Below are 22,303 nucleotides of genomic sequence, written 5' to 3'. Positions count from 1 at the left end.
CTATGCGTAATATTCAATTCAATTTTAACGTAGATGAGTTTAATTCTATTTTTCCTTTTCATATTTTAATTGATGATCAATTAAAAATTCTAAGTTTGGGAAAAACATTAAATAAGTTATTACCCGAAATTGAACTCGATACATCTTTCATAAAATCGTTTGATTTTCAAAGACCTCATTTTGAAAACATTAACGCTACTAATTTTATTCAAACATTAAATCAATTAGTTGTACTACACGCAAATAACAAAAAGGTAATTCTTAGAGGACAAATAAATCCACATGGCAAATTTTATCTTTTTACAGGCTCTCCTTGGTTTAATTCTATACAAGAAGTTGTAGAAAACAATTTAACATTTCAAGATTTTGCCTTTAATGATCCGTTAATAGATTTATTACATGTTTTAAAAAATCAAGAAATTCAAAACCAAGAATTAAATGAATTAGTTATTAAGATAAACGAACAACAAAAAATACTTGAAAAAGATAAAGAAGAGCTTCAAGTTTTATCTTCTATTGCAAAAGTTAACCTCAACGCTGTAATTATTTGTGATAAAGAAGGTAAAATAGAATGGGTTAATGAAAGTTTTGAAAAAGTAACAGGCTATAACAATCAAGAAGTTATAGGGAAAAAACACCGTTCCTTTCTACAAGGTAAAGAAACATCTAGGGAAACCGTAGCTTATCTCAAAAAACAACTAAGTACAGGTGAACCTTTCAACTGTGAAATATTAAATTATACCAAAGATAAAACAAAATACTGGGTTAGGATTCATGGTCAAGCATTAAAGAATAGCGACGGACAGATAATAAAATATTTTGCAATAGAAGAAGATATTAGCAACGAAAAATCATATCAAGAGGCTTTAAAATATGAAAAAGAAAAGTATAGCAGTATCATTGCTAATATGAATTTAGGTTTACTTGAAGTAGATAATAATGATTTCATACTGTTTTCGAATCAATCATTTCTTGATATGAGTGGTTATACCGCAAATGAAATAATCGGTAAAAATGCAACCGAATTATTAGCAAATGAAAAAAGTAAAACTTTATTAGCAGACCAAAATAAAGCAAGAAAACAAGGCATTTCTGATTCTTATGAAGTTTTAGCTAAAACTAAAAAAGGAGAGGATCGTTATTGGGTAATTAGTGGTGGCCCTAATTATGACGAAAAAGGAAATATAATTGGCTCTATTGGTATTCATTTAGACGTAACTCAACAAAAAAATCTTGAACTACAAAAAGAACGGTTATTACTCAAACTCAAAAAACAAAATCAACAACTTAATGATTATGCTCAAATAGTTTCACACGATTTAAAATCACCACTTAGAAGTATTCATTCTTTAATTTCTTGGATCAAAGAAGATAATCTAAAAGAATTTAGTGAGCAGACGCTTAGTTACTTTGAAATGATTGAAAGCAAAGTTGAAAAAAATGGATCATTTAATTCAGGGGATATTAACCTATTCCAAAATTGACACATTAGAAAATGTTTATGAAGAAGTTAATACAAATGAAATCATTCAAAATATAATCCAAATAATTCATATTCCAGAAAATGTAAAAGTTACAATAGCTAATGTTTTACCCATTATTCAAGCTGATCAGTACAGAATACAACAACTATTTCAAAACTTAATTAGTAATGCTGTTACTTATATAGATAAACCACAAGGACAAGTAATTGTGGATTATAAAGACAATAATGACAGTCATTTGTTTAGTATAAGTGATAACGGTCCCGGTATAGCTCCAGAAAACCAAGATAAGATTTTTACAATATTTCAGTCTTTTACCAAACACGAAAAATCTACAGGAATAGGACTTTCAATTGTAAAAAAAATTATTGAAAACTATAAGGGCGAGATATGGCTTAAAAGTCAAGAAAATATAGGAACCACTTTTTTTATTAAAATTCCCAAATCAATACAATGAAAATAGTACAAGCAATTCTGGAAGAAAATCTTGCATGGAAATATATAATTCCTAAACAAGAATTAAACAACCCGTTTATTTTGATTTTTGGTAATAGACAATTATTAGAACAATCTGTCGTTATACAAAAGATAAGAGAAGAATTTCCCTATGAACATTTGATTTTTGGTTCTACTTGTGGTGAAATCGTTGATAATAATGTAATCAATCATGTTGTTCATGTCACAGCAATAGAGTTTGAAAAATCTACTTTTATTATAAAAAATGGTAATATCAAAGATTATAATTTAGACGCTTATTTACTAGGAAAAAAATTATCTAGCGATATGCCTAAAGAAGGCTTAAAACATTTGATAGTAATTTCAGAAGGTAGCTTTGTTAATGGTAGCTCTTTAATCGCTGGAATTGAAGCTATACAACTTAACAATATTCCTATTTCAGGAGGAATTTGTGGTGATGATGATCGATTTCAAAAAACAATCGCTTCCTATAAAGAAAACCCTAAAACTGGGGAGGTCATTTTGGTCGGATTATACGGTAAAACATTGGAAATATCCGCTGCAAGTTACGGAGGATGGATTACATTTGGTCCCGAAAGGCTAATTACAAAATCCGAAGCTAATATTTTGTACGAAATAGACGACAAACCAGCTCTAGAGCTTTACAGAAAATATCTTGGAGACAAAGCAAATGAATTACCTAAAGCCTCTTTATTGTATCCATTACATGTGAAAGCAGAAAATAAAGAAAAAGCTGTGGTAAGAACAGTACTCAATATAGATGAAAATAATAATTCTATGACCCTTGCTGGTGACGTTCCTATAAACTCCAAAGTACAATTAATGATGGCGTCTGTAGATGGTCTTTCAGAAGGAGCTAAAAAAGCGGCTCAAGAAGCAATGGAAAATAGAATAAAAAACCCCGAATTTGCATTATTAGTCAGTTGCATAGGTAGAAAGTTAGTAATGGATCAAAGAGTAGAAGAAGAAATTGAAGAAGTAAAAAAAACAATAGGAAATCAAACTGTTATTAGTGGTTTTTATTCCTATGGCGAAATAGCTCCTTTTGGAAAAAACTCTAATTGTGAGTTACACAATCAAACAATGACTTTAACTTTAATAAGTGAATAATGAACTCTCTACTAAGTAGACAAATAGATAAATATCTAAAAAAGGAGGAACTGATTTATCACTAAATCAGGACTTTATTAATGCTATTAACGATTCATACAATAATTATGACGAACAACTAAAAATGTCCCAAAGAGCTATGAAAATAAGCTCCGACGAACTGTATGAAGCAAACGATAAATTAAGAATAGAAACCACTAATTTAAAAGAAATTAATAAAAATCTTGAAGAAATTATTAATTCTATGGCTATAAAATCTACTCTAAATGAAATCGAAAACGAAAAAGATCTTGTAGAAAAATTAAAAAAACAAACTATAGAAATTATTTCTATAAATAAACAAAGAGAAGTACTCTTAAAAGATTTAGAAGAACAAAATCAAGAATTAAATGAATATGCGCATGTCGTTTCACACGACCTAAAAGCTCCTTTACGAAATATACATACATTAGTTAGTTGGTTCATTGAAGACAACAAAGATAGAATAGGAAATGATTGCCTAAATTCTCTTAATTCCGTACTACTTAACGTAGAAAAAATGGATCTTCTAATAAAAGGTATTTTAGACTATTCTACCATAGATAAATTAGAAACCAGTGATCGTTTAGTTGATTTTAACATCTTATGCGAAGAAGTTTTAAAAACTTTTCATGTTACCCCCAATTATACTATTTCTATATCTAAAAATCTTCCAAAAATTTATGGAAATACAATTAGATTTAAGCAAATTTTTCAAAATCTAATTGATAACGCCTTAAATTCTATTGATAAAGAAAATGGTATAATAGAAATAGATTACGAAAATCGAAAAGAAGATCACTTGTTTTCTATAAAAGATAATGGAAAAGGAATTAGTCCCGAATATTTTAATAAAATTTTTAATATTTTCACAAAATTAGAAAGTGATAATAATTCATCCGGTATAGGCTTATCTATTGTGAAAAAAATTGTCCTTTTTATAACGGAAAAATCTGGGTTGAAAGCTTAGAAAACGAAGGATCAACATTTTATTTTACTTTACCTAAACAATATGGAAGAACCTAACGAAAGTTATATCAAACAATTATCAGGAGATAATGTTGAATTTAGAACCAAAATCATTTCTGTCATAAAGAAAGAATTACCCGAAGAAATTACAGCTTATAAAGACAGTATTAAAGCCCTAAAATTTCAACTTGCCGCTTCATGTGTACATAAACTTAAACATAAAATTTCTGTTTTAGGAATGGAAAAAAGTTATTATCTTGCTGAAGAGTTTGAAATAAATTTATTAAAACAATCAACCAATTTACAGGTAGAATTTGAAACTATTTTAAATACTATGTTGCAATTTGTTGATCAATTGTCCTAATTAATGAATTGTATTATTGTAGATGATGAAACTTTAGCAAGAACCATAATTTATCAAATGGCTTCTAATTATTCCGAAATTAATATAGTTGAAGAATTTTCTAATGCAATTCAAGCTATGAAATATTTAAATCAACATACTGTTGATCTTATATTTTTGGATATTCACATGCCCGATTTTACAGGTTTTGATTTTATACAAACTATTAAAAATCCACCCAAAATAATTCTAATCACATCTGACAAAAATTATGCAATAGAAGCTTTTGAATACGACTGTATTGTAGATTATATCATAAAACCTATTACCCAAGAGCGTTTTGATAAAGCAATCCAAAAATTCAAATCCTCTTTAATAAAAATAAATGATCCAGTACCAAAAATTGAAAATACAATCAAAATTCAAGATCAATCGAATGATTTTTATATAAACATTGATAGACGACTTATAAAAATTAATTTTCATTCTATCAATTTAATAGAAGCAAAAGGCGATTATATCCTTATTAAAACAGAAAGTAAAAATTATACCGTGCATTCAACACTTAAAAAAATTGAAGACAAACTTCCTCATGACTTATTTTTAAAAGTACATCGTTCTTACATAATCAACGTAAAAAAAATTATAGATATAGAAGATAATAGCGTACTTATAGGTAAGGAAGTAATTCCTGTTAGTCGATCAAATAGACCCGAATTAATGAATAGACTCAATTTACTTTAACATTATAATACTCATCTATAGATAATTACATTTTATCTATACTTTATATACAACAAACCAAAATCAAATTTAATCACTTATCTTATTTCTAACTTTACCAATAATTTAAAACAGTAAGGTCATGAAAAATAGTGTTTTATCATCAGTAAAATATGGATTAGCTGTTATTTTAAACCTTGCTAATCTATCTTCATTTAGTCAAAATCAGCCTTTTAATTGCGATTATAACGCTTATCTTTTTCAAATGAATGATTTGTATGCTATAAATTTAGCATCAGGTACAGCAACTTTAATTGCCACTGATATTACCCCCGGAACAATTAATGCGGCAGGATATAATCCGACCGATGGCTATATGTGGGGTTCATTAAGTACCCCTGCCAATACTATTGTAAGGATAGGTGCTGATTTTCAAACTACCTCATTTTACATACCTGAATTACCGCTAGGTAATAGATTTGTTGGGGATATTCGTTCAGATGGGGTTTATTTTTTAAAAATAGGAAGTTTTATTTACCAAATAGATGTTAACCCCAATTCTGCTACTTACGGACAATATATTACGTCCTATCCGCTCAGCACTTCTATAAATATTTACGACTGGGCCTTTAATGCAGCTGATGGATACTTATATACTGTGGAAAAAAGTACAAATATCTTATATAGAATTACCCCTTCAACTGGAGCTGTACAAAATTTAGGTGAGGTTCCTATTATGGCAGGATTAAATTATACTTATGGTGCTGTATATTTTGATGTAAATGGTAATTTTTATGTCTCATCAAATGACACAGGCACTATTTATATTATAAGAACCGTTCAAAATTTAACTGGTTCAAATATGATTAATTCTAACTTATTTGCTTTTGGCCCATCCAGTTCCAGTAACGATGGAGCTCGTTGTCCTACAGCTGCTGTAGCACAAGAAAATTGCTCAAACGGTATTGATGATGATGGTGACGGATTAGTTGATTGTGATGATCCTTCTTGCTCTGGAACTGGATCTTGTCCTGTTGTTGATGAAACTTCAGGTGGTAATAATGGCGGATTGGAAAGTAATAATAGATTAGGAGATATCATAAATAAACGTAATTATAATCGAGTAAAAACGAATTATAGCTTTGATCGTAACAAAGCGGCTAGAGTAGAAAAAAACGCACGGTATGCAAATAGAAATGCGAACTTTACTCTACAGTCTTTCATACCTTTACAAGTAATTAAAGAAGATGCTGTTATTGAGTCCACTCCTTTTGATTTAACACAAATTACAAATGCAACAGCTATCTATTCTGTAGATTATATCAAAAACAGTAAAACTATAGGAAGTATAATTGCAATCAAAACTAATAATAGTGTGTACGAACATACTAAATATATTTGTGATCGTTTATTAGGTGCTGAAATTTTATCTGTTTCTACCATACAGTTAAATGAACAAAATTTTATTCGCACTATCTTAAAAAATGCTGACGGAAATATTGAATATTCTATGAGTTTAGCTGCTAGATTGACCCATAATGAAAGTAATTTTTCAATAGATAGCCATTGGAATTTAGATAAATATCAAAAAAATGCAGATTATTATAATTTTCAAATTTGGACAAATTCATTAGATAATTTATATAAATTGGGTTCTGAATTACTTACACTAATAAATAACCAGAAAACAATTACAGAATATAACGTATCTAATCCACCTACTGTATTTGTTAAAAAGGTAAATATTCCAACGGAAAACTATGTTTAGATATTATTAATCCTTCTGGTTTGCAAACTGTAGATTTTGATGGTGGAAAAAGACTATCTGAAACGGCAACTTTTGAAAATTTTACGGCAAGTATTAACTTAGATAAAAAGTTTTTAGTACAACATGATTATCCTATTGGTTCTTTATTTGATATAGGCATGAGAATAGGTAAAAATACGGCTATACCAGACGACTTATTCTTATCTGATGGTCCTTGGGGATTAGATAGTTCTGCTAAAGGAACGACCATTTTAAATTATCAAATAAAACCTAATAGTTATGAAGCTTTAAGTAATGAATTTCCTATTGAACGAAACGTAAATTTAAATGCAAAAGTAACTAATTATGTAAGTGTATATCGTGCTTTAACACCTCGATTTAAAGCTGTTGATTTATCTGATTACAACTGTTTTAAATTTAAAGCTAAAGGCAATGGTCTTTTAGAAATTCGCTTTATAAAAGCCGGTATTTCAAACTGGGAAAATCAACCCTATACTACTGTAAAACTAACCTCTAACTGGCGAGAGTTCAGCTTACCTATTTCTTCATTAATTGGGCTATCTGACAAAACAAAATTGAACGATGTTAAAACAATTGTATTTATTATGGCTACAGAAAATGGCCGGGAGGTTGTAAAGGAATTAGCATTAGAAGAAGTTCGTTTTTCAACAAATATGTCTTTAGTTCATGACGAATCATCAGAAGTAGCTATTTATCCTAACCCTGTGAGCAATGACGCTACCATTGAATTTGTAGCAAATGATTCTAGTTCTATGAAAATACAAATTGTAGATTCATTAGGAAAAGTTGTTACACAATTTGATATTAATGCAAAGGCAGGATTTAACTCTATCTCTTTATCTAAAAAAGAATTACCAAAAGGCCTTTATTTTTGCAAAATTATAGACTCTAATAATACGTATAGAATAGCGAAACTAATGATTAATTAACTCTAAAAATACTTTCTTAAAAGGTTGCTCATTATTTGAGCAACCTTTCATATTTTAATGGTTTTGCAAACAACCACTTAAATCCTAAACCTATTTCAGTATATGTAAACCCAGCAGCAGTACTTGATGCAATATTACTTTTTAATCCATATAAATGTAAATTGATACGAGGATTAAATTTATAACCTATTTTACCTTGAAGTCTATAAGTAAGTTGATTTTGATTATCTTCTATAAACTGGGTTCCTCCCGCTACAATAACATGATAAAAAGTTCTTTTTGACTCAATAACTTTATCATCTTTAATTATATCAGTAAAAATTTCGTAGGCATTAAATCTTGCAGGACTAAAATAGAATAGTGGTTTTTGCTCACTAAAATTAATAAATTGATAATTAGCTCCTACTTTGATGGTAGGTTTTGATAATAATGTATAATATACTGATGTAAACAAAAGATTTCGTTTATTATCATCACTCTGTAACGTCTTAAAGTATTGAACAAAACCACCCCAGTTAAGATTGGTTCCAATATTATAATTGATATAAAAATGATTATTTACAATTTTTCTATTTAGAAGCTCTGCGTTAAAATTCTGGATTTCGCGTAAATATCCTCCTTCCACTTCTTGAAGTTTAAATGGCTTTGTTTTTAATGCAACCTGTCCTAAAAATTCCTTGTAGTCTTGCGAATACGAATTTACGGATGTTATCCCTCCTAAAATGGTTAAAGTTAATTCAGAAAGCAACGTCTGATTAATTCCTAGTATAAAATCATTTGAATAAGCTAATTGATCATTAATACTGTTTTTTGTTTTTCTATAATTGTACTTAGCTATCAAAGATGTTTTTAAATTAATAGGGTAATTTAAAATAGTTGAAGAGAAAATAGCTGAATTTTTGTTATTATCAAATGAGTAACTCCATTTTTCATCAATAGAAGGACTCCATTTTTCATTTAATTTACATAATAAATTATTTGCATCTTTTTGTCCTTCAAAAAAAGTTAATGTTTTATTTACCGCTTTATATGCTTCAATCATTTGATTATTTGCATAATAAGCGTTAGCAATTCCTAAATTTCCATCAAAGGAAACAGAATCTTTTACTAATAGATTTTTATACTCTCTAATTGCACTGGGAAAATCATTTTTATAAACATTCAACATAGCTAAAAGCCCAATACTTTGTGCATTGTTTTGTGTTTTTAATTTAAAATCATTGATTTCTATTTGGGCTTTTTTGTATTTTTTATTCCAAATTAATGCTTGAATATATCTTTCTGTACTTTGATTAATCAATAATTTATCCGATAGTTTATCTGATTTTGCTTTGGCTATTAAAGCAAGACGTAATGCTTTTTTTTCATGATTAGCTAAATGATTGGCTAATACCAATCCATTAAGAGATACTATAGAATCATTTTGTGTTTTATTTAATTTAAGATAGTTTTTTTCGCATTTGAATAATCGCCTTTTATTAATAATAAATTGGCTTTGTTTAAAAGTGTTTCTCTATCATCAGGTGTATCCTTTAAGTTATCATCTAATAGTAGTAAGGCTTCATTTACTTTATTTTTTTTAGACAATTGATCTGCGTATCCTAATCGTATATATTTTCTAGAGATAAGTGCATTGGAATTATTTTTTGACAATTCTAAAGCTTGATTTACATAAGATAGTGCATTTTCATATTCAAGTAAATTAGAAAGACAATTAGCATATCCTAAAACTGCTGGAAAACTTTTTGAATCTAGCATAATTAAGTTTTCATAGTAAGTTTTTGCTTCTCTAAATTTTTTATTCCATAATAAAGACTCTGCATAGTTTAATTTAATTTCAAAATCATTTGGATACTCATCCTGCAATTTTGCAAATAAAACAATTGCTTCCTCTGGCTTTTTGTTCAAACCTACAGCCCTTGCATAACATAGTTGAGCTGTTTTATTTTTAGGATAATCTTGAAGGATGTTTTTAAAAAAAAGTTCTGCTTTTTCAAAATTTCCTTTTTCAAGATAATCAAAACCAGACCTCATTTCTTGAGCAAAACAATTACTAGTAAAAATTAAAATACTGATATACTTTATAAAATTTAGCATAGATATAATGTATTATATGACTAAGTTAATCATAATTCGTCGTAATTTAAACTAAAGGAAACTGTTATTCGTCGAAAAATAAGTCTTCTATCTTTTTGTATTTAGAAATTTGTAAAATGAACGGAGTATAAAATTTTAAAATCATTAGGCTATGTCACTTAAAATTACTTACAATTCAGGCGTTTATGAAATAAATGGAAATATGGGGTCACAAAATGTAAACTCTGTAGTTAATTATTTCAATTCATTAATAGGAACCCATCCTAAAGAGATTCAAATTTTATTTGAAAAAAATCAAGAAATAGACAAAACATGTGTAAGAGCTCTGTATTTGTTATACAAGAAGGCCATTTCAGAACATGTGATTTTTCAAATATTTTCAAAAAGTAAAAAAATTGAAAAGATGTTTAAGGATGAAAAAATTAATCATATCTTAAAAAAGGTAAACCTGTGAAAAAATATATAATGAATGCGTTGTCATTAAATAAAACCTTTTTCTCATCATTCACATTAAGTAAAGACAGGTATTTTATGTTTGTGATGTTGATTGTAAATTTAGGAAACTATTTTTATAACTTAGGTTTAGGAAGGATCTTGGGACCTCAAATTTTTGCTGATACTGCCATTTTAATTACGTTATTATTGGTTTTATCCTTTTTGGGTATGACTTTTCAAATAGCAACAACTAAATTTACAGTTACCTTACAAGATACAGAGCGTTCCTCTCTTATTGTGTTTTTTAACAAAATTGCAATTATTTTAGGTGTTACAATTGGTTTATTATTTTTCCTTTTTTCAAAAAGTCTAAAAGAAATATTTCAAACTGAAACAGCTACAATGTTTGTACTCTTTGGTATGGCAATTCCATTTTATTTCTTAATGAGTGTTAAACGTGGAATAGAGCAAGGAAAAAGCTATTTTTATAATTTATCTAAATCTTATTTATATGAAATGTTAAGTAGACTAATAGTTACTTACGTATTGTTATTTACATTTCCCAAAATAGCTGTATCAAACATTGTGGCATTCGGTATTTTAACTTCAATAATCTGTGGTTTAATTCCGTATAAAAGAGTAGAATTACAAAAATATTTTTATACTACTAAAACTTCTAATTGGATTAAAGAAGTAAGAGTGTTTTTTTTAATTACCGCTTTTTATGAGTTTACTCAAATTATTATTAACAATAGTGATATTATTCTAGTTAAACATTATTTTCCAAATTACGAAGCGGGTTTATATTCATCCATTGCGTTAATAGGAAGAGTCATTTATTTTGTTTCTTGGATGTTTATAATGTTATTATTACCCAGAGTTATATTGCTAAAAAAGCAAGGTAAAGAAACGAGGGGGGTATTACTTAATTATATTTTTTATATAGCTATATTATCCTTATCTATAATCATTTTTACTGCCTTTTTTTCCAGTGAAATTTTATTAATCATGTTTGGAAAAGAATATTTAGTAATAGCTTCCATTTTATGGAAATATGCTTTAGCTACTACTATCTTTGTTATTGCAAATCTCTTAACTTATTACTACTTATCTATTAATAATTATATTCCTGTTTTTATCTCCGCTTTTTTTGGATTCATTCAGGTAATATTAATTGCTTTTTATCATGAATCTTTAAATCAAGTTGTCTATGTTCAAATAGTTAGTATGCTTCTTTTATTATTGTTTCAGGTCATTTATTCCCCTAGTTCATATTAGATTTAAAACCGTTAAAGCAGATAATGTATAAACAAAGCAACTACAAACTGAAGAAAAAACTATGAAACTAGCAGTTATAACATCATTTCCTCCTAGTAAGGTTACACTTAACGAATATGGATATCATTTGGTAAAAAATTTTGTTCAAAAAGAGGACGTAACAGAGCTTATCTTAATGTGTGATAAGACGTCTGAAAAAAAAACGCTGGATTTTGATAATAGCCAAAAAGTTAAAATAAATGAGTGTTGGTCTTTTAATAGTTACGGAATTATTTTTACAATTTGCAAAACCGCTTTAATAACAAAACCAGATGCCATATTATTTAATTTACAATTTGTAAAGTTTGGTGACAAAAAAATACCCGCTGCATTAGGTTTACTATTACCTTTTATATTACGATTATTAGGCTTTAAAACTATGGTATTGATGCATAATATCCTTGAGCAGGTTGATTTAAATACAGCTGGATTTACAAAAAATAAAATAATGCAATGTATTTATAATCTCATTGGAACCAGTCTAACTTATTTTATTTTAAAAGCAAATAAAATTTCTGTAACAATAAATAAGTATGTCGATATTTTAAAATCTAAATATAAGGTTAGCAATGTAGTTTTAATACCTCATGGCTCTTTTGAAACCGTTTCAAAACCTAATTTTGATTTACTTCTCGGTCCTAAAAAAGTGATGGCTTTTGGAAAATTTGGTACATATAAAAAAGTTGAAATTTTGATAGAAGCTGTACAAAAAATTAAACAACATTATACAGAACCTATTGAAATAGTCATTGCTGGCACTGATAGTCCCAATACACCGGGGTACCTTGAAAGTGTTCAAAAAAAGTACGCACATGTAAAAGGATTAGTTTTTACTGGATATGTTGAAGAAAAAGACGTAGAAAAAATCTTTACTGAAAGTACCGTCATTGTTTTTCCTTATACATCAACCACAGGTAGTTCTGGAGTATTACATCAAGCTGGAAGTTATGGTAAAGCAGTTGTAATGCCTAATCTAGGAGATTTAGCATTACTTGTAGAAGAAGAAGGATATAAAGGTGCTTTTTTTGATTCAGATTCTGTTGAATCTTTAGCTCAAGCTATTTATAAAATTTTACATGATGATGATTATAGAAGAGAATTAGCTTATACTAATTATACCGTAGCCAATGCTTTAACAATGGATAAAATAGCTGATAAATATCTGCATGAGATAAATCTTTTAATTAATAATATGTATTGATAAATTATTTTTACCACAGATTCCGTATTAGACTCCGTTATGAAATAATTTTTTTAGTCAATTAAAGGACTCACCGAAAATTGTAAAAGAAGAAATAGTCAACTCTTTTAATGGTTAAAATTAGCTTACTTGAATCGAAAAAATAAAGTGGAATAGAAGGCTTCTCCCTTTCACTTCGTTCAAGTCTAATACAGAATCTGGATTTAATCGCATACCATTTTAAAATGACAATTGACTTAATAACTCGTCTAAATCACTTCTGTTTTCAAAACGGATTATTAGAATACTGCATTATATACGGGTAATATAAAAACGCACTATATAGTTAATGTGATATGAATAAAAACGAAGGTTTCTTTTTTCCGTTCTTATCAATAAAACCAAAATTTTTCTGTTTATTTTTTATCCAAAATCTATTCCCAAAAACGCTGTCAGGTACAATTGGAAAATCATAAAGAGTCCAAGAAATAAATGAGATATCGTTATTCCTAAAATATTCTTGCATTCCTTTATGATATTGTGCCTGACTTTTTTAGAGTTTCCAAACCAGTTCCAAAAGTTTTTATTAGATGATAAACCAAATTCACCCACAATAACAGGTTTTTTTGTCTTTTTTACTACTAAATGATATGAATCTAAAAAAGTTTTGGGTTCTTCATAATAATGAAAAGAAATAAAATCTACTTTATCTTTAAGAATTTCTGCTGATTCTTTATTAGAATAACCAATTGTTAGGAGATGTTTTCTATCTATTTGTTTTATCATATCAATCATATTTTCTAGCCAAGGAATTACGTTTTGTTTTTTCCTTTTTTCAAAATCTAAATTAGGTTCGTTTTTTATATCCCGGCTAATATATTGTCTAATTCAGTACATGCTGTAACAATTTTTTCGGCATGACGATGCGTTAATGTCCAACTTTCAATAGAATAATCACTATAAAAATCAAACAATGTTACAATAACAAATAAATTATTATTCTTTGCCATTTTTATAATTTGAATTAATTTATCTAGTTTATCTTTTTTAATATCTGCTTTTCCAAAATCTTCATACGGCACAAAAATTCTGATTGTATTTAAATTAGCTTTTTTAATGATTCTAAAATCTTTATTGATAACTGTAGAATCATATTTTTTTCCATACATATCCCAAGGCGAATCTTTGGGGTAGTAATTTATTCCTTTTATTTTAAAAGGAATTCCTGACTTACAAATTTTTTGGTTTTGGATAGTAAAAATTCCTTTTTCGTTTTGTTCGCTTTTTTCGGGTTCCTTCGTCATTTTTACAATATGTCGTACTCGCCAGTAACCATCTTCTAACAATAAGATGACTTTATACAAAGAAGTGTCTTTAACAGAAGCTATAAATTTTTTATTTTTATATATATTTTGAAACTCGACAACATTTTTATCTGTTATAACAACTTGTTGTCCGTCTTCACTATAAAATTCTAGCTTTAAATGATGCTTTAAAGTAGTGTTATCTATCGTAATCTTTTGGGTTTTATTTTCTTTTACAATTTTTTTTAATTGATTGTAACTATTTTGAGTAAAATAATCTGCTAAACCTGCATTTATATTTTTATTTAAAGCATTATTTTTAACATACCAAGAAAATAGATAATGTTTTTCTATAGTTTTTAATGTTTGAGGTTCTATTTCTCTACCTTCATTTCCATCTTTTTCCCATTCAACTTTAGGTAGGTAAGTATTTATAGGTTCTTTATCTAAATGTAATATGGCAGCTCTATCTGCCCCTGAATTCATAAAGGCAATTATAGAACTTAGTCCATATAATATTAATAGGTTGAGCAAAATAAAGGAGCTTATTAAAATGAAACGATAACTATTTTTGTTATTTATTATAGCCATACAAGATCTTCTGTGTTTTTATTGTCTTTCCTAAAACTGATATTTCAAATGAATAGGCATCCGCTCGGAATTCTTCTTCTTGAAAATTAAAATAGGCAATGCCTTTTAAAGTATTTTCTTTAATTTCAGCAACAAGGTTCTTTTTTCTATATACGTTAACACTAACTGCAATACCATCCGGAACTAATTGTTCCATATAGCTTCTTATAGGTCCTACAGTTAGAGTTCTATTATTTATAAATTTGTAAGGAATTTGAACTGTAATATTTTTATAGTCAATATTTATGGTATTACTTTCTGCCATACCATTTACAAACGCTTTTACATTATATTTTTCTTTATGATCTGGATGTAAAATTTGAGTTGTGGCAATTCCTTTTATTGTATTTCCTTGTGTAGTAAGAAAAATACCTTTTGAATTTTTTATTAAAAAATTTATTTGAGTTGCATCACTTACAATATTTCCAAATTTATCTTTTATTGTACTAGTAGACAATGTGGTTATTTGATTTCCATCGGCAAAAAAATGAGGTCTTGTATAATTAATAGAAAAATCTGTTGGTATATTAGGATAGATTACAGCTTCAAATTCTTTTGTGGTTGAAGTATTAACTAAAGCGGATAAAAATATTTTACCTGATTTTGTTGGTGCAAATGTATTTTTCCAAGCAATCAAATTTTTTGTTAAAATTATATCATTCTGAATATTGTTAAAAAAATGTTCTTTATAATCGACCCTTGTATTGGTAGGCATTGGGTTATCGTAAATATCTGATGGTATAGTAACAAACATTACAAAGTGGGGAGGTCCTGCCAAAGTACTTGGAGGTCCTAAATAAGCTTCTAAAGGTTTTGATGAAATGATAGTAGGATAAATCTCTGTATTTCCTTTTAATATAATTTTTTCTTCATGTATAAGACACCACGAAATATTACCTGTTTTTTGGGTATATATAGCAGGTATTTCAAAAAAAAGAAAATTGTTTTTCCTTTTTCCATACAAAATTGTTTTTCCGTACGAATGATTAATAAAAAGCCAGCTATTATCAGGTGCTATAAATTGAAAAGAAATTTTCTTTCCTGCCTCACTTTTAAGTATTGGATTAATTAATTCATATCTTCTAGAAGTATTATAAAAGCTTGTAAACCCACAGAATAGGACAAAAATAATAAAAGTAAAAATGCTCTTTTTTGCTTCATAACCTTGGATTACCAATAAAATTATTTAAACTTATTTTGATAAATGCGAATCCTTTTCCTTCAACTTTTTGTAATTGATTTAGTTCATTTCCATTATTTTTTTCAAAAACGGATCGGGCAATTGATTCGTTTGAAATACCATTTATAAAACAATTTTTAATATTTGAATTAATTATTTTTATATTACTTAAATCTAGTAATTTATAATCAAAGAATTGTTTTCTTTGAATTCGTATTCCTTCATTTATAAAATAATGATCCACATAAATAAGTTCTTTATTATCGTTATAATAGGATATAATTAATTCTGATATTGTAACTTCTTGTGTTCCGAAATTAAAAAGGCTTCCTTTTAATCTATCTTTCTTTATTTGTAAATCATAAAAAGATACAAAATTGTACAGATCAGTCGTAACTACATTTCCTTCTCCATGTAAATTGAATCTAATAGGTTTTGATTTAAAAATTTTGGGTGAAAACTCATAGGGATTAAAAGTCTTCGGTTTTACCTCTGTATTTTTTAACCAAGCAATCTCTTCAAATTCTATCTTAAAAGGAGTTGTTTCTTTAGGATTTAATTTATGCTTTATGGTATATTTTGAATTATAAGAAGCTACCATAACATTATTATCATCATACAACTCTCCTTTTAGAATAACATCTGCGGGAACATTATCAATGTTTTGAAGGGTTCCAATAACTTCAAATCTATTATTTTGCTCTACTAGTGAAGCTGAAATAATTTCTAAATCAGGTTGTCTTAGAATATCTTCATGATATGTCTGTTGGGTTGTAATTCTTCTTCTTCCTTGTTTATAAAATACTGTTTGATTATTACTAAAAAGTTCATCGGGAGGAATATCTGTATCTTTTTTATCTGGTACTATATACCATTTTCTGTTTTTTTTATTTACAAAATGAGTAAATGTTTTATAAATCATTTTTAATGGAGTAATCCATTTTGTTTGGGCAATAACTTTTGCATTTTCAGGCCCAATAAATACCGTTTTAACAGCAATAGAATCTAGTTTTCCATAGGAATTTATAATACCATCACTTACTGAAATTTCGAGCATAAACTGTGAAAATGGATAATTTTTTTGGGGAAATGTTAAGTTATAAGCTTCTTTAAAATTTTTATGATCTAAATCATTATAAAAGGATTTAACTACATTTTCAGGTGTCAGTTGTTTATCAACATCTCTATAAAGGAAATATAAGCTGATTATAATAATTAAAGAAAGTAAAATCCCCCAGTAATGTAAAATTAAAATCATTTTTTGATTAAATACATCGTAATATAATTTATATTCTTTAAAATTGGTTAAGTTTTTGGTATTTGTTTTTAAGGCTTGCATCCAAATCATCTGTATATTGAGTACAAAAGCTATAATAATGGTGAGCATAGGTATAATCCCCCACATTAATTTTAAATAATAAGGATTTTCATCTTTTGGTAAAATTTTAGAAAGAGGTTTTACACTAATTTTTTCCCAAACCATAATACCATTTTCTAGTAAACCTATTCTGTGCCAACCGCAGAAATAAAGTATGGGATCGTAAAATTTATCATTTGAAAAAATGTATTTCAAATTATATTTTTCAGGAACTGTAAGAAACTGCTGTAAGGAACCTATCCCTTCTAATCCTCTGAATTTTGAATTTTCCAAACGTTCAACTGCTCTAGAAGTTAATTCTGGAAGACGCCTTGCAGAATGATAATTCCCATCCACTGTCATAGCCTTTGTTAAAGTGGATAAATAAGCCATTTGATCCCCAAAACCTAATGGCAAAAAACGCCATTGATCGTGTTGATCTTGATTTAAAAAATTAACAATAGGCAACATGTCAATTTTTTTAGGTTGTAACGGTCTACAATAACTTAAAGTAATTGTAAAGATGGCTAGAAATATCATCCCACCACCATACAAGCCAATAATAAATTTATGATATACACTTCCATATTTGTCTTGTATTGCTTTTTTTAAATCACCTTCAATTAATCTATAAGCAAATTCTCCAAACATAGGTAAACACATAATACTTCCCCAAAAAGTAAAACGATCTAATGTTAAAATATTAAAAGCATTAGATCCTAAAATTTTAATAGGTAACGGAGTCGTTCCTCCTGTTCCTAATAAGGTAAGAATTGCTAACGATAAACCAAAGAAAATGTAACGTTTAGAATAAAATCTGTAAAAAAAATAAGGCAATAGAAATAATAATATTCCCCAAGGAATTACAAAAAAAACCAATCCTGATGAAGTCACTTCAATAAAGTTATCTCTACTCCCATGCGGAATTGGAACTTGAGTAATGGGATTTTTTTTGAATTAATCCAATAAGGTAAAATACAAAAAACGATTAGTACAATAACACTAAAACCAAATACAATAATTCTTTTTAATAGTTGAACTAATGTTCTTAGAAAAAGTTGAATTCTAACCTCTTCAAATGAGTTAGTTGATTCACGTGCTTTATCTATAATTGTCATACCTATAAGTGGTGCTATAAAAAAAACCATTCCAAATATAGGCGTAACATGATGAGAACAAACTGTTACAGCAATTAGCGATAATGCGTTTAAGTAATGTTTGAGATGTCCTTTCCTTATAAATAAATAAATTTCAGGTAAGGAGTGCATTAATATAGAAATTCCTATTATACTGGGAAGCTGACCAAAAATATGTAGCGCTTCTACAAACGAAGAAGAAATTACTGCAATTATTGACGCGTGTCCAGCTACAAATCTATTATTAGAAATGAGTAATGAAAATCTGTAAACACCTGTAATAAATAATATGACCCCTGTAATAGCTATCAAAAACAAACTAATTTTTAAACCTACCACATAAGACAATAGCCCAATACACTGATGTACTAATGGGGGATAACTCATTACACTAAAACCTGTGTACCAACTATAATTCCAAGATTCAAACCAATTTTGAGCATAATGATTACCAAAAAAAAGATGAATTAGTGCGTCATACGTATTCTCTAAGGTAAAAAATATTGCACTACCATGAAAAACGACCCCAATTAAAAGAGCTGAAATAAGATATTTATTTGAAGGTTCTCTCACACTACTAAGAATAAAGCTTGCATTGTAAATGTAATAGCAAAAATTAATTTTCGAAAATATTGTATCGTTATAAACCAACCATTCGTCGAAACAAATATTTATATTTATCTAAAATACCAAAAATGACGTCTACTTGAGTTTAATTTAGTTCTACAATCAACTAAAAAACACAAAAATGAAAAAAATATTAACTATAGATGATCAACAGCTCGTATTATTATCTTTAGAAATGTATTTAACAGATTTAGGATTTGAGGTTTATAGTTGTAATAATGTTCATGATGCTATTCAATTATATGATCAAATTGAACCCGATTTGGTTATAGTTGATATGAATATGCCAGTATTACCCTCTTCTATTTCTAATATCTCTAAAGAAGATATTGACAATAATGCACACGGTCTTAAGATCGTTAAATATATTAAAATGGGGAGAAAAAGTAACACTCCTGTTATTGTTTTATCTGGTAATACGCAAGAAAATGTCATATTAGAGGGATTTGATTTGGGTGCTGACGACTATTTAAAAAAACCACTTAGTTTAAACGAAATAGGAGCACGTGTAAAAAAAATACTTGGAACTCCTAAGGTTGTAGAAAATATAGATCATAATAATCAATTTCTACAAAGAAAAAGTTATAGGTGTTGTCATTCCCTGTTATAATGAAGAAAAAAGGTTACTCAGTACTGAATTTAAAAGCTTTATCAAAACAAATTTGGGCTATCACCTATGCTTTGTAAATGATGGGAGTACAGATAATACCCTAAAAGTTTTAAATGAATTATGTGAAGGAAACCTTAATAATATGAGTGTTTATAATTGTTCAAAAAATGGAGGTAAAGCAGAAGCTGTTCGATTAGGAATGCTGCACTTAGCATCACTTAATCAATTTGATTTCATCGGTTTTTTAGATGCCGATTTGTCTACAGATTTTACAGATTTTCACAAATTAGTTGACACAATCAAGGGTTCTGAATACAAAATTGTGAGTGGTTCTAGAATAGATAGAATGGGGGCTGAAATTACAAAAGAATCTGCTAGAAAAATCATCTCGATGACTATAAATTTTATCATTAGAAAGACGCTAGGAATGGAATTTAAGGACACTCAATGCGGAGCCAAAGTCATGATACCAGAAATAATTGAAAAAACATTTCAAAAAAAATTCATTACAAAATGGTTGTTTGATGTAGAAATATTTATGAGAATGAAAAAAATTTATGGATCTGAAAATGCCCAAAAAATCATTTGTGAAGTTCCTTTAAAGAGATGGGTTCATGTGGATGGCTCAAAATTATCTTTTAAGGATTCTTTTAAAATAGTTTTTCAATTAGGAAAAATAGCTTTTTACTATAGATTGTTCCCCAATAATTAACAGTGAATTAATTTAAAAAAATGTTCAATTGATTTTAAATGTTTTAGAATTTTGTTTGTTTACTCGTTTTATGTAAGTTTTTGTCTTGTCCTAAAATAAGTTTATATAAAAATATAAACTTATTCGGACGAGACAAATCTTAATTTTATTCTGGGTGCCTGAAAAGTTAAACCCAGATTCCGCATTAGACTTCGTTGTGAAACAAAATTTTTTAATAAATTCAAGTGCTCACGGAAAATTTTAGAAGAAGAAATAGTGAACTATTTTGATGATTAAAATTTGAGTACGTGCTTGAATTGGAAGAAAAATAAAGTGGAATAGATTTACTTCGTCTATTCGCTACGCTCGGGTCTAATGCGTAATTCTATCTAACTTAGCTAAAATTATTATATACGAGATAACACGATGTTTGATCATTAATTGTCTCAAGGACTTCCAAATGGAAGCCTTTTTACATTTCAGCCAAAATTTAAGAGGGGATAAATTCAACATTTTTTGCATAGGCTTCGCTGACAAGTACAAGTCAGCTCTCATTTGTCAAAGAACAATACTTTCTTGAAATCTGGGTTAAAACCAACGTCTAGTCTATCTCTTCTTTTTTGGTCTAATTGATATTATCAGTATTATATGGTTTCCTTATGATCGAAAATGAACAAAATTGCAATTCTTTTATGACAGCTTCAATTATTCTACATACAAAACAAGTCCTTTTAAATAATGACCTTCAGGATGATAAATATTAGTTGGATGATCAGGTCCTTGTCCCAATTTGTGTAAAACTCGAATAATTCTACCAGATTCTATGGCTGCTGCTGCTATGGTATTATAAAATAATACATCATCAATAACTTGTGAACATGAAAAAGTAAAAAGAATTCCCTTAGGAGCTAAAGCTTTTAACCCCGCTATATTTAATCTTTTATATGCTTGAGTTGCGGTATGCTTACTCTTTATACTTTTAGCAAAAGCAGGAGGATCTAGTACAATTAAATCATATATCTGATGATTTTCTTTCATAAAATTAAATACATCATCTGCCACAGGTTGATGATTCGCATTCGAAAAATTTAATTCCATATTTTTAGCCGCTAAATCAACCGCTTTTTGCGAAATATCAACAGACGTTACTAATTCAGCACCTGACTTCATAGCATAAATTGAAAAACCTCCTGTATAACAAAAAGTATTTAATACCTTTTTTCCTTTTGAAAATTCAGCTAATAATTTTCGGTTATCCCGTTGATCTAGAAAGAAACCTGTTTTTTGTCCTTCTACCCAATTTACAGAAAAAAGGATATGATTTTCTTTAGCTATTGTTTCTTTGGTATTTCCATATAAAAAGTAATCAGTTCCTGTATTAGGGAGTGTACCACTACTTTTACAATAGATCGTTTCACAATATGTTGGAAAAGCAGATTGAATAGTTTGTGCTATTTTTTCTATCTGGTAATAAATCCCTGATGAATGAGCTTGTAAAACCCAATGATTATTGTAAAAATCAATAATTAAACCGGTATACCATCCCCTTCTCCATGAATAACACGAAAGGCATTAGTTACTTCTAAATTCAATAATTGAGTTCTTAAATTCCAAGCAGAAATCAGTTTTTGAGTCCAAAAATCATTTGTAAATTTTTCACTTCCAAAAGTAAGTAATCGTACTACAATACTGCCTTTATCACTAAAATAACCAGTCCCTAGTAATTGATTTTTAGCATCAACAACTTCTACCATTTCGCCATCTGCTATTTCTTGAGATACTCCGTAAACAGCTCCACTAAATACCCATGGATGACGACGTAAGATTGATTTTTCTTTTCCTTGTTTTAAAATTACTTTTGGAAAACTCATGATTCTTTTTTTTTGCAAATGTAACT

General features: G+C 28.2%; 20 protein-coding genes and 1 pseudogene. 12 read left to right on the top strand and 9 right to left on the bottom strand.

Features of this window, described 5'->3' with window-relative positions:
* Positions 1-2: 2 nt before the first annotated feature.
* The 8 genes from JJC05_RS09000 to JJC05_RS17160 all read left to right on the top strand — a co-directional run bounded on the left by JJC05_RS09000 (position 3) and on the right by JJC05_RS17160 (position 7,842).
* A complete protein-coding gene (locus JJC05_RS09000; protein ID WP_235877251.1) occupies positions 3-1,484 on the top strand; it encodes a PAS domain S-box protein in 1,482 nt (493 codons plus the stop codon).
* Positions 1,441-1,941 carry a sensor histidine kinase gene (locus tag JJC05_RS08995; RefSeq protein WP_235877250.1) on the top strand — a complete coding sequence of 167 codons (501 nt, stop codon included), beginning with the start codon at positions 1,441-1,443 and terminating at the stop codon, positions 1,939-1,941. The genes JJC05_RS09000 and JJC05_RS08995 overlap by 44 nt, the downstream gene beginning before the upstream one ends.
* Positions 1,938-3,071 (top strand): FIST signal transduction protein, encoded by a 1,134-nt coding sequence (locus JJC05_RS08990; RefSeq protein ID WP_235877249.1) that lies wholly within the window; start codon positions 1,938-1,940, stop codon positions 3,069-3,071. Before JJC05_RS08995 ends, JJC05_RS08990 begins: the two co-directional genes overlap by 4 nt.
* Positions 3,072-3,210: 139 nt before the next feature.
* On the top strand, positions 3,211-4,059 hold the full coding sequence (locus JJC05_RS08985) for a sensor histidine kinase (protein ID WP_309597294.1): 849 nt from the start codon (positions 3,211-3,213) through the stop codon (positions 4,057-4,059).
* Between the two features lie 42 nt (positions 4,060-4,101).
* Positions 4,102-4,422 (top strand): histidine kinase, encoded by a 321-nt coding sequence (locus JJC05_RS08980; RefSeq protein WP_105196221.1) that lies wholly within the window; start codon positions 4,102-4,104, stop codon positions 4,420-4,422.
* Between the two features lie 3 nt (positions 4,423-4,425).
* Complete coding sequence (locus JJC05_RS08975) at positions 4,426-5,145, top strand: LytR/AlgR family response regulator transcription factor (RefSeq protein WP_105196220.1); 720 nt, start codon at positions 4,426-4,428, stop codon at positions 5,143-5,145.
* Between the two features lie 121 nt (positions 5,146-5,266).
* The gene (locus JJC05_RS17165) at positions 5,267-6,892 is read left to right on the top strand and encodes a DUF6923 family protein (RefSeq protein WP_258928355.1); all 1,626 of its coding nucleotides are present in this window, start codon (positions 5,267-5,269) and stop codon (positions 6,890-6,892) included.
* Between the two features lie 20 nt (positions 6,893-6,912).
* The gene (locus JJC05_RS17160) at positions 6,913-7,842 is read left to right on the top strand and encodes a T9SS type A sorting domain-containing protein (protein ID WP_258928354.1); all 930 of its coding nucleotides are present in this window, start codon (positions 6,913-6,915) and stop codon (positions 7,840-7,842) included.
* Positions 7,843-7,873: 31 nt separating this feature from the next.
* Here the strand turns inward: JJC05_RS17160 and JJC05_RS08965 are convergent, their stop codons facing one another.
* Positions 7,874-9,238: a hypothetical protein gene (locus tag JJC05_RS08965; protein WP_258928353.1), complete on the bottom strand. Its 1,365-nt coding sequence runs from the start codon at positions 9,236-9,238 to the stop codon at positions 7,874-7,876.
* A 38-nt stretch (positions 9,239-9,276) separates the two neighbouring features.
* Positions 9,277-9,939 (bottom strand): tetratricopeptide repeat protein, encoded by a 663-nt coding sequence (locus tag JJC05_RS17155; protein WP_258928352.1) that lies wholly within the window; start codon positions 9,937-9,939, stop codon positions 9,277-9,279.
* 151 nt (positions 9,940-10,090) lie between these two features.
* Here JJC05_RS17155 and JJC05_RS08960 point away from each other — a divergent pair, with 151 nt between their 5' ends.
* The 3 genes from JJC05_RS08960 to JJC05_RS08950 all read left to right on the top strand — a co-directional run bounded on the left by JJC05_RS08960 (position 10,091) and on the right by JJC05_RS08950 (position 12,892).
* On the top strand, positions 10,091-10,393 hold the full coding sequence (locus JJC05_RS08960) for a hypothetical protein (protein ID WP_088390668.1): 303 nt from the start codon (positions 10,091-10,093) through the stop codon (positions 10,391-10,393).
* Positions 10,390-11,652 (top strand): oligosaccharide flippase family protein, encoded by a 1,263-nt coding sequence (locus tag JJC05_RS08955; RefSeq protein WP_258928351.1) that lies wholly within the window; start codon positions 10,390-10,392, stop codon positions 11,650-11,652. Before JJC05_RS08960 ends, JJC05_RS08955 begins: the two co-directional genes overlap by 4 nt.
* A 61-nt stretch (positions 11,653-11,713) precedes the next feature.
* Positions 11,714-12,892: a glycosyltransferase gene (locus tag JJC05_RS08950; RefSeq protein WP_235877248.1), complete on the top strand. Its 1,179-nt coding sequence runs from the start codon at positions 11,714-11,716 to the stop codon at positions 12,890-12,892.
* Positions 12,893-13,294: 402 nt separating this feature from the next.
* Here the strand turns inward: JJC05_RS08950 and JJC05_RS17150 are convergent, their stop codons facing one another.
* The 5 genes from JJC05_RS17150 to JJC05_RS18240 are packed head-to-tail and all read right to left on the bottom strand — an operon-like array spanning position 13,295 to position 19,051.
* Complete coding sequence (locus JJC05_RS17150) at positions 13,295-13,735, bottom strand: cellulase family glycosylhydrolase (protein WP_258929694.1); 441 nt, start codon at positions 13,733-13,735, stop codon at positions 13,295-13,297.
* Positions 13,732-14,766, bottom strand: a complete 1,035-nt coding sequence (locus tag JJC05_RS08945) for a glycoside hydrolase 5 family protein (RefSeq protein ID WP_258928350.1) — start codon at positions 14,764-14,766, stop codon at positions 13,732-13,734. Before JJC05_RS08945 ends, JJC05_RS17150 begins: the two co-directional genes overlap by 4 nt.
* Positions 14,750-15,982 carry a hypothetical protein gene (locus JJC05_RS08940; RefSeq protein WP_235877247.1) on the bottom strand — a complete coding sequence of 411 codons (1,233 nt, stop codon included), beginning with the start codon at positions 15,980-15,982 and terminating at the stop codon, positions 14,750-14,752. Before JJC05_RS08940 ends, JJC05_RS08945 begins: the two co-directional genes overlap by 17 nt.
* A complete protein-coding gene (locus tag JJC05_RS08935) occupies positions 15,963-18,236 on the bottom strand; it encodes a putative glycosyltransferase family protein (protein ID WP_309597293.1) in 2,274 nt (757 codons plus the stop codon). The genes JJC05_RS08940 and JJC05_RS08935 overlap by 20 nt, the downstream gene beginning before the upstream one ends.
* Complete coding sequence (locus tag JJC05_RS18240; protein ID WP_309597292.1) at positions 18,233-19,051, bottom strand: putative glycosyltransferase family protein; 819 nt, start codon at positions 19,049-19,051, stop codon at positions 18,233-18,235. Before JJC05_RS18240 ends, JJC05_RS08935 begins: the two co-directional genes overlap by 4 nt.
* 175 nt (positions 19,052-19,226) lie before the next feature.
* Here JJC05_RS18240 and JJC05_RS18820 point away from each other — a divergent pair.
* Positions 19,227-20,427: pseudogene (locus tag JJC05_RS18820) on the top strand (glycosyltransferase).
* Between the two features lie 684 nt (positions 20,428-21,111).
* Here the strand turns inward: JJC05_RS18820 and JJC05_RS17145 are convergent.
* Positions 21,112-21,723: a class I SAM-dependent rRNA methyltransferase gene (locus JJC05_RS17145; protein ID WP_445297838.1), complete on the bottom strand. Its 612-nt coding sequence runs from the start codon at positions 21,721-21,723 to the stop codon at positions 21,112-21,114.
* A 209-nt stretch (positions 21,724-21,932) separates the two neighbouring features.
* Positions 21,933-22,277 (bottom strand): class I SAM-dependent rRNA methyltransferase, encoded by a 345-nt coding sequence (locus JJC05_RS17140; protein WP_258928348.1) that lies wholly within the window; start codon positions 22,275-22,277, stop codon positions 21,933-21,935.
* Positions 22,278-22,303 lie beyond the last annotated feature (26 nt).

This window comes from Flavobacterium davisii (assembly GCF_019565505.1).
Lineage (GTDB): Bacteria > Bacteroidota > Bacteroidia > Flavobacteriales > Flavobacteriaceae > Flavobacterium > Flavobacterium davisii.
The sequence above is the reverse complement of the archived record's forward strand: the minus strand, read 5'-3'. Positions and strand labels throughout refer to the sequence as shown.

Excerpts from the sequence above, each read along its gene's own strand:
- JJC05_RS09000 (WP_235877251.1), top strand. The coding sequence starts at position 3 with ATGCGTAATATTCAATTCAATTTTAACGTAGATGAGTTTAATTCTATT.
- JJC05_RS08995 (WP_235877250.1), top strand. The coding sequence starts at position 1,441 with ATGGATCATTTAATTCAGGGGATATTAACCTATTCCAAAATTGACACA.
- JJC05_RS08990 (WP_235877249.1), top strand. The coding sequence starts at position 1,938 with ATGAAAATAGTACAAGCAATTCTGGAAGAAAATCTTGCATGGAAATAT.
- JJC05_RS08985 (WP_309597294.1), top strand. The coding sequence starts at position 3,211 with ATGAAAATAAGCTCCGACGAACTGTATGAAGCAAACGATAAATTAAGA.
- JJC05_RS08980 (WP_105196221.1), top strand. The coding sequence starts at position 4,102 with ATGGAAGAACCTAACGAAAGTTATATCAAACAATTATCAGGAGATAAT.
- JJC05_RS08975 (WP_105196220.1), top strand. The coding sequence starts at position 4,426 with ATGAATTGTATTATTGTAGATGATGAAACTTTAGCAAGAACCATAATT.
- JJC05_RS17165 (WP_258928355.1), top strand. The coding sequence starts at position 5,267 with ATGAAAAATAGTGTTTTATCATCAGTAAAATATGGATTAGCTGTTATT.
- JJC05_RS17155 (WP_258928352.1), bottom strand. The coding sequence starts at position 9,939 with ATGCTAAATTTTATAAAGTATATCAGTATTTTAATTTTTACTAGTAAT.
- JJC05_RS08960 (WP_088390668.1), top strand. The coding sequence starts at position 10,091 with ATGTCACTTAAAATTACTTACAATTCAGGCGTTTATGAAATAAATGGA.
- JJC05_RS08950 (WP_235877248.1), top strand. The coding sequence starts at position 11,714 with ATGAAACTAGCAGTTATAACATCATTTCCTCCTAGTAAGGTTACACTT.
- JJC05_RS08945 (WP_258928350.1), bottom strand. The coding sequence starts at position 14,766 with ATGGCTATAATAAATAACAAAAATAGTTATCGTTTCATTTTAATAAGC.
- JJC05_RS17140 (WP_258928348.1), bottom strand. The coding sequence starts at position 22,277 with ATGAGTTTTCCAAAAGTAATTTTAAAACAAGGAAAAGAAAAATCAATC.